The organism is Bacillus sp. FSL M8-0277 (assembly GCF_037975305.1).
Classification (GTDB): domain Bacteria; phylum Bacillota; class Bacilli; order Bacillales; family Bacillaceae; genus Bacillus; species Bacillus pumilus.
Map to the genome: position 1 here is coordinate 2,315,128 of NZ_CP150255.1, position 14,127 is coordinate 2,329,254.

General features: G+C 42.0%; 14 protein-coding genes. 1 reads left to right on the forward strand and 13 read right to left on the reverse strand.

Annotation, left to right across the window (positions count from 1 at the left end; translation table 11 throughout):
* Nucleotides 1-100: 100 nt before the first annotated feature.
* From MKZ05_RS11655 to rpsU, 5 genes are all read right to left on the reverse strand, one after another.
* Nucleotides 101-598, reverse strand: a complete 498-nt coding sequence (locus tag MKZ05_RS11655; RefSeq protein ID WP_211063019.1) for a hypothetical protein — start codon at nt 596-598, stop codon at nt 101-103.
* A 31-nt stretch (nt 599-629) separates the two neighbouring features.
* A complete protein-coding gene (floA, locus tag MKZ05_RS11660; protein ID WP_339160180.1) occupies nt 630-1,622 on the reverse strand; it encodes a flotillin-like protein FloA in 993 nt (330 codons plus the stop codon).
* Nucleotides 1,623-1,648: 26 nt separating this feature from the next.
* Complete coding sequence (locus MKZ05_RS11665; RefSeq protein WP_050943742.1) at nt 1,649-2,962, reverse strand: nodulation protein NfeD; 1,314 nt, start codon at nt 2,960-2,962, stop codon at nt 1,649-1,651.
* A 141-nt stretch (nt 2,963-3,103) separates the two neighbouring features.
* Entirely contained in the window at nt 3,104-3,553 is a 450-nt protein-coding gene (locus tag MKZ05_RS11670; RefSeq protein WP_003217508.1) for a GatB/YqeY domain-containing protein, read from the reverse strand.
* Between the two features lie 14 nt (nt 3,554-3,567).
* Nucleotides 3,568-3,741 carry a 30S ribosomal protein S21 gene (gene rpsU, locus MKZ05_RS11675; protein ID WP_003152957.1) on the reverse strand — a complete coding sequence of 58 codons (174 nt, stop codon included), beginning with the start codon at nt 3,739-3,741 and terminating at the stop codon, nt 3,568-3,570.
* 182 nt (nt 3,742-3,923) lie between these two features.
* Between rpsU and MKZ05_RS11680 the strand changes: the two genes are divergently transcribed.
* Entirely contained in the window at nt 3,924-4,853 is a 930-nt protein-coding gene (locus MKZ05_RS11680; RefSeq protein WP_003217427.1) for a Na/Pi symporter, read from the forward strand.
* 38 nt (nt 4,854-4,891) lie between these two features.
* On the opposite strand, the gene mtaB is transcribed toward MKZ05_RS11680, so the two are convergent.
* The 8 genes from mtaB to hemW form a co-directional block, all read right to left on the reverse strand.
* Nucleotides 4,892-6,250: a tRNA (N(6)-L-threonylcarbamoyladenosine(37)-C(2))-methylthiotransferase MtaB gene (gene mtaB / locus MKZ05_RS11685; RefSeq protein WP_050943741.1), complete on the reverse strand. Its 1,359-nt coding sequence runs from the start codon at nt 6,248-6,250 to the stop codon at nt 4,892-4,894.
* A complete protein-coding gene (locus MKZ05_RS11690) occupies nt 6,250-7,020 on the reverse strand; it encodes a 16S rRNA (uracil(1498)-N(3))-methyltransferase (protein WP_339160184.1) in 771 nt (256 codons plus the stop codon). Before MKZ05_RS11690 ends, mtaB begins: the two co-directional genes overlap by 1 nt.
* A gap of 23 nt (nt 7,021-7,043) precedes the next feature.
* Complete coding sequence (gene prmA / locus MKZ05_RS11695; protein WP_003217481.1) at nt 7,044-7,979, reverse strand: 50S ribosomal protein L11 methyltransferase; 936 nt, start codon at nt 7,977-7,979, stop codon at nt 7,044-7,046.
* Nucleotides 7,980-8,001: 22 nt separating this feature from the next.
* The gene (gene dnaJ / locus MKZ05_RS11700; RefSeq protein WP_003217525.1) at nt 8,002-9,135 is read right to left on the reverse strand and encodes a molecular chaperone DnaJ; all 1,134 of its coding nucleotides are present in this window, start codon (nt 9,133-9,135) and stop codon (nt 8,002-8,004) included.
* A 165-nt stretch (nt 9,136-9,300) separates the two neighbouring features.
* On the reverse strand, nt 9,301-11,142 hold the full coding sequence (gene dnaK / locus MKZ05_RS11705; RefSeq protein ID WP_012010629.1) for a molecular chaperone DnaK: 1,842 nt from the start codon (nt 11,140-11,142) through the stop codon (nt 9,301-9,303).
* 24 nt (nt 11,143-11,166) lie between these two features.
* Entirely contained in the window at nt 11,167-11,724 is a 558-nt protein-coding gene (gene grpE / locus MKZ05_RS11710; protein ID WP_003217485.1) for a nucleotide exchange factor GrpE, read from the reverse strand.
* 64 nt (nt 11,725-11,788) lie between these two features.
* A complete protein-coding gene (gene hrcA / locus MKZ05_RS11715; protein ID WP_003217350.1) occupies nt 11,789-12,820 on the reverse strand; it encodes a heat-inducible transcriptional repressor HrcA in 1,032 nt (343 codons plus the stop codon).
* Between the two features lie 81 nt (nt 12,821-12,901).
* Nucleotides 12,902-14,041: a radical SAM family heme chaperone HemW gene (gene hemW / locus MKZ05_RS11720; protein ID WP_339160188.1), complete on the reverse strand. Its 1,140-nt coding sequence runs from the start codon at nt 14,039-14,041 to the stop codon at nt 12,902-12,904.
* Nucleotides 14,042-14,127 lie beyond the last annotated feature (86 nt).

Genomic DNA, 14,127 nt, shown 5'->3' on the forward strand with positions numbered 1-14,127 from the left:
TAATGAATCCCGCAAAACAGCCGTTTCAGCATTTTTACTGCGAGAAATCTCCATCAGGTCAAACAAAAAAAAGCCCCTTTATATAAAGGGACTTTCTCGTTTATCTTTTATATGGCCGTTTCATCGTTCTGTGCGGCTTTTTCGCGCGCGGCTCTCCAAATACTTCTCCAAGGATCATCCCCTGAACAATTGTATCTTGATTGAGCTTCTCAATGATCTTTGGCTTCACTTCGGCAGAAGCAGCCTTTGGCCTTGTCAGTTCTCTTTCAAGCGATTGGAATTCTCTATTCAGCTCGCTTTTTCTTTCTTCCATTTCGGCAAGTGTAGCGGTATAGCGGTCCTGTAAGGATTGAGATGTTTTTTTCTTCATCCCGCCATGATCATGTACATCGCCGAAATCGTCCATCTGATCCGTCACGACTGGATCTGGACTTGTTTGTTTTGTTTGCTTTTGGGGCATCTGCTTACGCTGAGGAGCTGGCTTGTTTTGCTGATTCTTTTGTTCGTTCTCCTCTTGTTTGCCGATTTTCCCAAAGACAGCAGAGATGATACCGATGATAATCGCAATTAGTAACGGATTTTCAAATAGAATGTCCATTGGGCTCCCTCCTTAAAGCGTGAGAGGATGCTTATTTGTTTTCATTATCAGATGGACCTTTTGTCATTTTACCAAATGAATCTCTCATGTCCGTATCAGCATCGATATTCTTAATATTCATGTAGTCCATGACTCCAATATTACCTTCACGTAATGCTTCAGCCATTGCAAGTGGTACTTCAGCCTCTGCTTCTACAACTTTCGCGCGCATTTCTTCAACTCTTGCACGCATTTCTTGCTCCTGGGCAACAGCCATTGCGCGGCGTTCTTCCGCTTTTGCCTGTGCAATGTTTTTGTCTGCTTCTGCTTGGTCTGTTTGCAGAATCGCCCCGATGTTCTTACCGATATCAACATCTGCGATATCAATCGAGAGGATTTCAAACGCAGTACCTGAATCTAATCCTTTACCAAGAACTGTTTGTGAAATCATATCAGGGTTCTCAAGAACCTTTTTATGATTATCTGATGAACCGATTGTAGAGACAATCCCTTCACCTACACGAGCAATAATCGTTTCTTCCCCTGCACCACCAACAAGTCGATCGATGTTTGCACGAACTGTAATACGTGCTTTTGCTTTCACTTCAATCCCGTCCATCGCCACACCAGAGATAAATGGTGTTTCAATGACTTTAGGGTTTACACTCATTTGAACTGCTTCAAGTACGTCACGGCCTGCTAGGTCGATCGCTGCACCCCGTGCAAAGTTCAATTCGATATTCGCGCGTTGAGCTGCGATTAATGCGTTCACAACTCGGTCCACGTTACCACCTGCAAGATAGTGGCTCTCTAACTGGTTAATCGTCGCATCAAGACCTGCTTTATGTGCTTTAATAAGCGGGTTAACCACTCGGTTTGGAATAACGCGGCGAAGTCTCATTCCTACAAGTGTAAAAATGCTTACCTTTACGCCAGCCGCTAGGGCAGAAATCCACAGCATCACCGGTACAAAGGTGAAGAAGATCGATAGAACGATCAGACCTGCTGCGATAATCACAAATAATAGTAAAGTAGATGGATCCATTTTATTCCTCCTATAAAATCAGTTATCTATACTTTCCTCACGACAATGCGTGAGCCTTCCGCTTTCACAATTTTTACTTGTTCATCCTTATCGATGAATGCACCTTCTGACACAACATCAATGCGCTCATCTCCAAATACTATTGTACCTGACGGACGAAGTGCGGTTGCTGTCACCGCGATTTGCCCAACAAGATCTTCTCTTGTTTCATTTGAGACATAACCGCTTTCCTTATTGGTTGAATCGGTTAAAATGAACTTTTTGAAAAATTTCATACGTTTCCCCAACACCTTTGTCAATAAAATAACTGCTACGATTGAAACAGCAGTGGCAATCAAGATGGAAATCGCCATTTCTGTAAAGCTTCCAGCTGCTAAAAACAAGCTGACAACCACACAGATCAGTCCAATGACACCTACGATTCCCCCCGGCAAAAACAATTCCAGAATCATGAGCAATATCCCTGCTATAAACAGGAACAACGTCTCATATCCTGCAAAACCAGCCACGAGATGACCATAAAAGAATAAAAGAAGCGCTGTCACTCCCATGGTGCCTGGAATCCCAAAGCCAGGAGAATAGAGCTCAACAATTAACCCTAAGCTTGCGATGGATAAAAGGATTGGAATGACGATTGGGTGCGTGAGAAAGCGCGCAACCTTTTCAGCAAAGCTCACTTCATCGTATTGAACAGAAGCATCGGCTAAATTCAGCTTTTGAAGCAAGTCATCCATATTTTTCGCTTCCCCTTCTGCATAACCGAATTGAAGCGCACGGTCTGTGTTGAAGGTGAGCAATTCTCCTTTTGGTGCACCAGCTTCTTTTGCGTCTATATCTACATCTGCCATTGCAAGTGCATACTTTGGATCACGCCCCTGCTTTTCGGCAGCATCACTCATTTCAGCAAGCCATAGCGATTCAGATTTTTGATCGGCAGCATTGCCTTCTCCATCAATGATCGCCGCAGCCCCCATCTTTCCATTTGGGGTCATATAGATTTGATCGGCATTTAGTGCAAGGAATGCCCCAGCTGAAAGCGCTCTATGATTCACAAACGCTGTCACAGGGATATCAGACGCACGAATGGCATCTGCGATCTCTAGCGCAGCATCGACTGCACCACCTGGTGTATTGATGTCTAGAATGATATGTTTTGCTCGTTCGGACTTTGCCTGCTCAAATGATCGTTCAATAAATTGAGAAAGTCCTTTTTCTACTGTATCTTCAATAGGGATAACATGAACTTTCTGATCTACTGATTTCGCGGTCAATTGAACCCCTAATAATAAGCATATTATAAAACAACTGAAGAGAGCAATAGAAATTTTTATTTTTTTCATCTATTTGGTGATCCCTCCTCTCTATCTTCCATTTTACTGTTCCTTTACATACGTTACAAATGTATCATAGGTTTCATTTTTATATGACAGAATGATGAAGGTATAAAAAAAGTACCCTTCTAACAATAGAAGGATACTTTTTTATTGAGACAGCTGTTCGCTGACAAGTCTGTTAATGACAGCTCCATCAGCTTTACCTTTTACTTTTGGCATAATAGCGCTCATGACTTTACCCATATCAGTCTTCGATGAAGCACCTGTTTCAGCAATCGTTTCTTTCACGATCGTTTGCAGTTCTTCTTCAGAAAGCTGTTCAGGTAAATAAACGTCTAAGATGTCAATCTCTTTTTGAACTTTATCTACTAAATCTAAGCGATTAGCTTTCGAAAATTCATGGAGGGAGTCTTTACGTTGCTTAATCTCGCGGGAAAGGACGGTTAGTTCCTCATCGCCGGTCAAACTGTCTTTCTTAAGCTTAATTGCTTCATTTTGGAGCGAAGCCTTAACCATCCGAATGACAACAAGCTTGTCTTTCTCACGGTTTTTCATAAAAAGCTTCATATCAGAATTTAATTGCTCAAGAAGACTCATAAAATCCACCCTCTTTAGAATTTACGTTTTCTAGCAGCTTCAGACTTTTTCTTGCGCTTTACGCTAGGCTTTTCATAAAATTCACGCTTTCTTGCTTCTTGCAATGTTCCAGTTTTGGATACACTGCGTTTAAAGCGACGAAGAGCATCTTCAAGCGATTCGTTTTTTCTAACGACCGTTTTTGACATTCTCTTTCCCTCCCTCCGAATACACCAATCGACTGCATTAAAAAAAGATATACATGCAAAACATGTACCTAGATATTATAATATAAGCCTAGTGTGAGGTCAACTAAGTGATTTGGAAATATATTTTCGTCATGAGCAGGTAGACAAGTCCATATATTCATTGGTAAGAGGAGGACTTTTCTATGATGGCGATCATTTATTTTTGTGCACTTATTTTCATTTTTTTATGGTCAATGGGTTTGCTGAGAAAAGGATTAATGGCGCTTGCGTCGTCTCGTATTGAGAAATCACTTCTTCTCTTTACAGATCATCCGGTAAAAGCATTCTTAGTCAGCATCGTATTTACAGGGATTCTTCAAAGCAGTTCAGCGTTTATGGTCATCGTGATTGGCTTTGTCAGTACAGGTATTCTCTCTTTTAAAAAATCCATTCCAATGATTCTTGGTACCAATATTGGCTCTACGTTTACAACAGAATTTATCGCCATTAAAATGGATGTTTTCATGTGGGTTTTAATCCTAGCTGGTCTGATATGCATGATGTTAGGCAAAAAATCTTTTAGGCATGCAGGAAAAAGTATATTTGGACTCGGGATGATCTTTTTTTGTATTCAAGGCTTTTCTAAAATTGCAGGTATGATGACAAGTCAGCCTGAGACATTGCGCTTTCTCGAAATGATGCAGCATTCTGACTGGACGGCGCTGCTTTCTGGTACTATTTTCACAGCGATTGTTCATTCAAGCTCCGTCTGTATCGGCATTTTAATGGGATTTATGAATGAAGGAACGGTTGGGCTTCAGGAAGGCATCAGCTTTGTGTTAGGGTCCAATATTGGGACATGTATTACAGCCGTAATGGCTGCCATATCTGGCGGCTATGCAGCACGTCAAACGGCTTATGCACACGTTTTGTTTAATGTGCTCGGAGTGCTTTTATGTCTCCCATTTCTCGCCATGATGACAGAATTCGTCGCCCTTCTTGCAAACGCTCCCGCACAGCAAATTGCGCACTTCAGCCTGCTGTTTAATGTGGCAAGCTCTTTGCTTTTCTTCCCGTTCATCCGTCCATTTCACACATTGATTTTATGTCTTTTACCGAATCAATCAAAATAAAACACCGGCTTGCCCTTTTGGCACCGGTGTTTGATTGATTATGAGGTCATTCTCACTTTGTCTGTTTGTACTTCATCGCTTATACGAACGAATTGTCCTTCGTTATAAGGATAACCCGCTTTCGTAATTTTCACTTTGACCAAACGGCCGATCATGTCCTCTGTTCCTTCAAAAACAACCTTCATATAGTTATCTGTATAGCCCACATAAAGATTGTGCTTTCCTTCTTGTTCTTTGAAGGATTCTTCCGGAATAATCTCTAGGACATCTCCTTCATAAGCTGATGCGTATTCTTTCGCAAGCTGATCAGAAAGAGCGATCAAGCGGTGGACACGTTCGTTTTTCACATTTTCATCCACTTGATCTTCCATTCTTGCAGCTGGCGTACCTGTACGTTTGCTGTAAGGGAATACGTGCAGTTCAGAGAATTGATGGTCTTTGACAAAGTTGTATGTTTCCAAAAACTCTTCTTCTGTTTCTCCAGGGAATCCTACAATCACATCAGAGGTGACAGCAAGACCTGGCAATGCTTTTTTCAGCTTTGTTAAACGCTCTGCAAAGAATTCCATCGTATATTTACGGCGCATTCTTTTCAGCACTGTATTAGAGCCAGATTGAAGCGGGATGTGAAGGTGTCTGACAATCTTATCTGACTGATCAAGCACTTCTATCACTTCATCTGTAATTTGACTTGCTTCGATAGATGAAATACGAATTCGTTTTAAGCCGTTGACACGTTCATCTAATTCTTTCAGAAGCTTTGCAAAGTTATAATCCTTTAAGTCTTCTCCGTATCCACCTGTGTGAATACCTGTTAATACAATTTCTTTATAGCCGGCATCCACAAGCTGCTGCGCTTGGTTGATGACCTCTTCTGGATCACGAGAACGAAGAAGTCCGCGAGCCCAAGGAATAATGCAGAATGTACAGAAATTGTTACAGCCTTCTTGGATTTTTAATGACGCACGTGTTCTGTCTGTAAAAGCAGGAACATCGAGTTCTTCAAACACACGTGCTTTCATAATATTGCCAACCCCATTAATCGGCTGTCTTTCTCTGCGATATTCTTCAATGTAACCGAGTAATTTATGTCTGTCTTGTGTTCCCACGACAATATCAACACCAGGAATCGCCATGATTTCTGCTGGAGATGTTTGCGCATAACAGCCTGTTACACAAATGACACCATCCGGGTTATGACGAATGGCTCTTCTAATGACTTGGCGGCTTTTTTTATCGCCAGTATTCGTGACCGTACATGTATTAATGACATATACGTCTGCTTTTGATTCGTACTCTTTTCTTTCATAGCCTGCTTCTTTAAACAGCTGCCAGATCGCTTCTGTTTCATAGTGATTGACCTTACAGCCAAGTGTATGGAACGCTACTGTTCCCATCATGATTCACCTCTTAATAACTCTGTTTGATAAGATATAGCAGAAAGCGCGTAAAGAGGAGCTGTTTCTGTTCTTAAAATACGTGGTCCAAGCCCGCAAATGACTGCACCAAGCGTTTCAAGCGCTTCAATCTCCTTTTCTGCCAAACCGCCTTCAGGGCCAAAAACCACTAGCAAGGTTTGTCCGCCTTTCATCTGTTGGAGCACAGTTTGAAAGCGGCTTTGCTCTCCTTCTTTCGATGATTCTTCGTATGCAACGACACATTTATCGAATTCACCAGCTAATTGAGTCAGCTCTTTAAATGTTGATACTGGATCAACACGAGGAATGATATTCCGGTAGGACTGTTCAGCTGCTTCTTTCGCGATTTTCTCCCAGCGCTCTCGTTTTTTATGTGACTTCTTTTGGTCAATTTTTGTAATAGAACGAGCCGCTTGAAACGGGATAAATGCGCTTGCGCCAAGCTCTGTGCCTTTTTGGATAATCAGCTCAAGCTTATCTCCCTTTGGGAGACCGCTCGCAATTGTTACTCTTACCGGAAGCTCTCTGTCCTGATTTGTCCAGCCTTCAACGTGACAAATGACTTCTTCCTTTGTTATTGTATCAATTTTACTGAGCGCTTCAAAGCCGTCTGTCGTTAAGCAAAGGATTTCCTGCCCTGCTTTCATGCGCATGACGTTGGAAAGGTGATGTACATCTTCACCATTGATGACGATAGATCCCTTTGCGATCACTTCTTCTTTCGTGAGGTCGATAAAATATCGTTGCATACGTGTCCTGACACCTACTCGCTTTATTTTTTCGCTATAATGCTGACCCAATCTTCCATTGACAGCACTTCAACAATGTCAAAACCTGCTTCTTCTAATGCTGTTTTGACTTGTAATTTCTTTTGTCCAATGATGCCTGATGTAATGAAATAGCCATCTTTCTTCAATAAGTCATAGGCTTGATCTGTAAAGCGCAAAATCACTTCTGCGAGAATGTTGGCGACGATCACATCACGTTCACCTGAAATCCCATCAAGTAAGTTGTTTTGCTTGACCGTCACTTGTTCGCTTACACCATTTAGTTCGATGTTTTGCTTTGCACTTTCAACCGCAACGGTGTCGAGATCAAAGGCTTGAATGTCCTTTGCACCAACCATCGCTGCTGCCACACTTAAAATCCCAGAGCCTGTTCCAACATCAATCACCGTATCGTTTTCCTTCACATAGCGCTCAAGCGCCTGAATACAAAGAACGGTTGTTGGATGTGTCCCTGTTCCAAATGCCATTCCTGGGTCCATTTCAATAATCAGTTCATCAGAATGAACCGGAGTATATTCTTCCCATGTTGGAACGATGGTGAATTTTTCAGAGATTTTCACAGGATGATAGTATTTTTTCCATGCGGTGGCCCATTCTTCTTCATTTACTTCACAAATGGACAGCGTATTTCGTCCAAGGTCAATATCGTATAGAAGAAGATTGTTGATGGCTTCTTTGATCTCATCTACCGTTTCCATTAAAAAGCTGTTCATTGGAAGATAGGCTTTGACGATGACCCCTTCTTCAGGATAGTCATTCGGATCGAGCTGGTAGATCTCACCGTATACATTTTCACGTTCCTTGACTAAATCAAGCGGGTCCTCAATCACGACACCACTCGCACCTGCTTCATGCAAAATATTGGTGATTGGTTCCACCGCTTCATTTGTTGTATGGACGCTAATTTCTGACCACTTCAATACTACCAACTCCTTATCCGTCTTACTCGCCTTTAAATGCGCGTTTTACCTTATCGAAGAAGCTCATTTCTTGTTCGTCCGGTTTATTTCCGCTCACTTCAGCAAATTTTCTAATGATATCTTTTTGATTGTCCGTTAAATTTGTTGGTGTGACGACTCGTACAACGATATGTTGATCGCCTTGGCCATAGCCGCGTACATTTTTCACACCTTTTCCTTTGAGTCTAAACTTTGTGCCAGTTTGCGTGCCAGCAGGGACTTTTAATTTCACTTTACCGTGTAATGTCGGCACTTCAATTTCGTCACCTAATGCAGCCTGTGCAAAGGTTAACGGCATTTCGCAGTAAATGTCATCCCCGTCACGCTCGAAGAATTCATGCGAACGCACATGGAACACAACAAATAGATCGCCTGGAGGTCCTCCATTTACACCTGGCTCCCCTTGACCAGACACTCTGAGCTGCTGACCATCGTCAACACCAGCTGGGATCGTCACATTGATTTTCTTACGCTTACGCACTTTACCAGAGCCGCCGCATGTAGAACATTTGTGATCGATTTGTTTTCCTGTTCCGCTACAGTAGTTACATACTCTGCGGTTGACCACTTTACCAAACGGAGTTGACTGCTCAACATTTAATTGACCAGAGCCGCCGCAATGTGAACAAGTCTTCGCTTCTGTCCCAGGCTTTGCCCCTGATCCATGACATGTTTCACATGATTCCTCGCGAGGGATTTCAATCGTTGCTTCTTTCCCAAATGCTGCTTCTTCAAATGAAAGCGTCATTGTATATTGCAAGTCTGCTCCTTGACGCGGTGCATTTGGATCTCTTCTTCTGGCTCCACCGCCAAAAATACTAGAGAAGATGTCATCAAAGCCGCCGAAGCCGCCAAAGTCTCCTCCTCCGCCAAAACCGCCGCCGCCAAAGCCTTGGTTTGGATCGGTATGACCGAACTGATCATACTGCGAACGTTTTTGATCGTCAGAAAGGGTTTCATAGGCTTCTTTTACTTCTTTGAATTTCTCATCTGAGCCAGCTTCTTTATTAATATCAGGGTGATACTTTTTTGAAAGCTTGCGGTATGCCTTTTTGATCTCGTCTTTTGAGGCGCTCTTACTCACGCCAAGCACTTCATAGTAATCACGCTTACTCATCTCTTCACACTCCCGATTTTCTCACATAAATACGATTGTATCATTTTGATTTGACCTTTTTCAATTGCTTTCATCGTTGGAAAGAAAAAAAGTCAAAGCCAAGAGATCCTGACTTTGACTTTCTGACGAGTACGTTTCAGCAGTCTTTTTCAAAAGTAAAGGTGATTATTTTTTCTCTTGATCGTCGTTTACTTCTTCGTATTCTGCATCCACCACATTGTCATCTGCTTTTTGAGCACCTTCAGCGCCGCCTTCTTGCTGAGCTTGTGCTTGTTTTGCAGCTTCTTCATAGAGCTTTGTCGTTAGTTCTTGAACGATTGTTTGCAGCTCATCTTTTTTCGCTTTGATGTCTTCAAGCTCGCCTTTTTCGATCGCAGCTTTTAGTGCATCTTTCGCGTCGTTTGCTTTTTTCACTTGCTCTTCATCGATTTTGCCTTCTAGATCTTTTAATGTTTTTTCTGTTGTAAACACTAATTGATCTGCTTCATTGCGCACTTCGATTTCTTCTTTTTTCTTCGCATCTGCTTCAGCATTTTCTTCTGCTTCTTTGACCATTTTTTCGATCTCATCATCAGAAAGACCTGAAGAAGATTTGATGGTGATGTTTTGCTCTTTGCCTGTCCCCATATCTTTCGCACGTACGTTGACAATACCGTTTTTATCGATATCAAAAGATACTTCGATTTGTGGTACGCCGCGTGGTGCTGGCGGAATGTCAGTCAATTGGAAACGACCTAATGTTTTGTTGTCTGCTGCCATTGGGCGCTCACCTTGCAGAACATGGATGTCTACCGCTGTTTGGTTGTCAGCAGCCGTTGAGAATACTTGAGATTTACTTGTTGGAATTGTTGTATTACGTTCAATCAGCTTTGTGAATACGCCGCCCATTGTTTCAATTCCTAAAGAAAGTGGTGTTACATCAAGAAGAACAACGTCTTTGACATCTCCTGTGATGACTCCACCTTGAATCGCCGCACCAAGAGCAACCACTTCATCAGGGTTTACACCTTTATGAGGCTCTTTGCCTGTTTCTTTTTTGATTGCTTCTTGTACTGCAGGAATACGAGTTGATCCACCAACAAGGATGACTTTATCAATCTCGCTAGCAGATAAACCAGCATCTTTCAATGATTGACGTACAGGTGTCATTGTACGCTCTACAAGATCTGCAGAAAGCTCTTCGAATTTAGCACGTGTTAGCGTTAATTCAAGGTGAAGAGGACCTGCATCTCCAGCTGTGATAAACGGCAGTGAGATTTGTGTAGAAGATACACCAGATAGATCTTTTTTCGCTTTTTCAGCAGCATCTTTTAAACGCTGAAGCGCCATTTTATCTTTTGAAAGGTCAATGCCATTTTCTTTTTTGAATTCAGCTACTAAGTGATCAATGATCACTTGGTCAAAATCGTCTCCACCTAGACGGTTGTCCCCAGCAGTTGAGCGTACTTCAAAGACGCCGTCTCCAAGCTCAAGGACTGATACGTCAAATGTACCACCACCAAGGTCGTATACAAGGATCGTTTGATCTTCATCTGTTTTATCTAAACCATAAGCAAGCGCAGCTGCTGTTGGCTCGTTGATGATACGTTCTACTTCAAGACCAGCAATTTTACCAGCATCTTTTGTAGCTTGACGTTCTGCATCGTTGAAGTAAGCAGGAACTGTGATAACAGCTTTTGTTACTTCTTCGCCAAGGTAGCCTTCAGCGTAAGATTTAAGGTGTTGAAGAATGATTGCAGAGATTTCCTGCGGTGTATAGTTCTTGCCTTCAACTTCTACTTTATAATCTGTACCCATATGTCTTTTAACAGACATGATTGTGTTCGGGTTTGTAATTGATTGGCGTTTCGCTACTTCACCAACTTGGCGCTCTCCATTTTTAAAAGCGACAACAGATGGTGTTGTACGTGCTCCTTCAGCGTTTGCAATGACTTTTGGCTCTCCGCCTTCAAGTACTGCAACACATGAGTTTGTTGTTCCTAAGTCAATCCCAATGATTTTACTCATAATCGATGACCTCCCATTATGTAGTTATTGATTTACTTTTACCATTGATGGACGAATAACTCGGTCTTTGAGTTTATAGCCCTTTTGCAATTCTTCTACTACGATATTTGAATCGAAGTTTTCATCTTCAACTTGCATGACGGCTTGATGAAGGTTTGGATCGAACTCTTTGCCGACAGCTTCAATTGGTTCAACGCCTTCATTTTTCAACGCTTCTACCAGCTGGCGGTAAACCATTTGCATTCCTTCTAACAAACTTTTCGCCTGCTCATTGTCTGGATCAATTCCAAGCGCTCTTTCAAAGTTGTCAAGAGCTGGGAGAAGATCGCTGACAACATGTTGAGAACGATATTTTTGCACGGTCTCCACTTCAGTTCGAGCACGGCGTTTATAGTTTTCAAAATCTGCTTGAACACGCAGAATCTTGTTTTCTTTTTCATCTAGAAGCTGCTGCAATTCATCGATTTTCTCTTGGAAGGCAGACTGTTCATCATGCTTTGCTTCCTCAGTATCTGCTTGAACTGCTTCTTCTTGTGCTTCAACCTCTGCTTCTTGCTCAGGTGTCTGTTTTTCTTCTGACATTGTGTTCACCTCCCTCAAAAGATTCAAGAATACGAAGGGGCAGTGCCCCTATCTTTTTATCACCCTACTCATCATACAAATTGGAAAGTGCGTTTGACAAGTCTTTTGATACATGATGCAAAAGACTAACGACTCGCCCGTAATCCATGCGGGTTGGTCCGATTACGGCAATGGAGCCGAGTGATTTTTGATCAATCGAATAAGTCGCTGTGATCAAACTGCAGTTCTCCATTGCTTCCAAATTGTTTTCTGAACCGATTTTAATGGTGATACCTTGCTGATTTGGATGAAACAGCTGCATGACATCATTCTTTTGCTCAATCAGCATCATGAGTGAGCGAATGCGGTCGATGTCATGAAATTCAGGCTGATTCAACATATTAATCTTCCCGCCAAAGAAAAGTTTTGATTCATTTTGTGTCGATGTAAATGTGTTGCCAAGCGCATCTAAAATGTGATCATAATCTTTTAAATGTGTGCGCAGAAGCATGACTACTTCTTTATACATCCTGTCCTTCAACTGGTCCATTGGAACGCCAGCTAAGCGGCTATTCAAAATATTCATCAGCTTCTCAATATCGGAGACATCGAGATGTTCAGAGAAGGTAATGGTTTTGTTTTCAACATGTCCGCTGTCTGTAATCATGATTGCTACGGCTTTATTTGGCTGAACGGGGACAAGCTGAATTTGCTTTAATCGATTTTCACTCAGCTTTGGACCAAGCACGATCGATGTATAGTTTGTGAGATCTGATAAAATTTCCGCCGATTTTTGAACTGTTTTTTCCAGCTCAAAAATTTTCTCCTGAAAAGCCGACTGGATAAGCACAAGCTCTTTAGACGACAGTTTTCGCGGAGAGAGCAAATGATCTACATAATAACGATATCCTTTTTCTGAAGGAATTCTTCCTGATGAAGAATGGGTCTTTTCGATAAAACCAAGTTCCTCCAAATCAGCCATTTCGTTTCTAATCGTCGCAGAGCTGAATGTGATGTCCTCTTTTTTAGAAAGAGTCCTTGATCCAACTGGCTGCGCCGAACGAATAAAGTCATTAATGATGACTTGCAGAATCAAAAGCTGACGATTTGTTAACATCATCATCACCCCTGTTAGCACTCTCTTTCAACGAGTGCTAATTGTATAAACAAAATTACCAAACTCAAATTAAAATGTCAATTATAACTCACCGAGAAACGCTTGAAATACTTCATTTCCTAACAATTTCCCTTTTCTTGTTAAACGAATTCCAATGTCATCTTTTACAATGAGACCTTTTTCTTCTAATTCTTCAAGAACTGAGGGAAAAAGAGCTTCTGGTGAAGCACCATATTTGGCTTGGAAGTCGGCACTTTTCACCCCTTCGATTTTTCGAAGGCCTAAAAACATTTCTTCTTCTATCTGCTCTGCTTTTGTGACTTGATGAGTTTCTTTATACGGGAACCCAGTTTGCTCAATCAGTTCCAAGTAATGCTTCACTGGTCCTGCGTTCACATTTCGGATGCCATCTACATACCCGTGTGCCCCTGCACCGAAACCGAAGTAGTCTTCATTGCTCCAATAGGTCAGGTTATGCTGGCTTTCAAAGCCCGGTTTGGCGTAATTGCTGATTTCGTATTGATGTAATCCATGGCGCTCCATTTCATCCATCACAAGTTCATACATTTCAGCCTCACGTTCTTGCGGCGGTAAATGCAGTTTTCCTTTTTGCATTAAGTTGTAAAACACCGTTTTCGGTTCCACAATCAGTGAGTAGACAGAATAATGCTCTGCTCCTAATGAGAAAGCTGTCTCAAGTGAATTCATAACATGATGCTTTTCTTGATGCGGCAAGCCAAACATGAGGTCAAGGCTAATATTGTCAAATCCAACATCTCTTGCTCTCTCGAAAGATGTGAGAACATCTTTCTTTTGATGAACTCGTCCGATTTTTTTGAGCAAATCATCTTCAAAGGTTTGGACGCCAAAGCTTAACCGATTGACACCGGCTTCTTTTAACACATGCAGCTTCTCGAGTGATAATTCATCTGGGTTTGCTTCCACTGCAAATTCAACCAGGTTTTTTGACGGTTTTAACACACGGTGGATGCTGGTCATGAGCTGGTCTAGCTGGCTGACGGTCAATGATGTCGGAGTCCCCCCGCCAATAAAGATCGTCTTTAGTTCTTGCTCACCCTTTTGCTCGATCGTGTGCTGCATCTCTTTTTCAAGAGCCGCTAAGTATTCATCGACTGGCTGCGTTTTAATGAAAAATTTATTGAAATCACAATAGTGGCAAATGTGCTCACAAAATGGAATGTGAATGTATGCTGCTTTCATTTGATGACACCTTCTTTACAGGTAAAGAGCCGCAGTTTATCGCTGCGGCACCTTTGTTTGTTTTCGACTATAAACGCCAAGGCTGA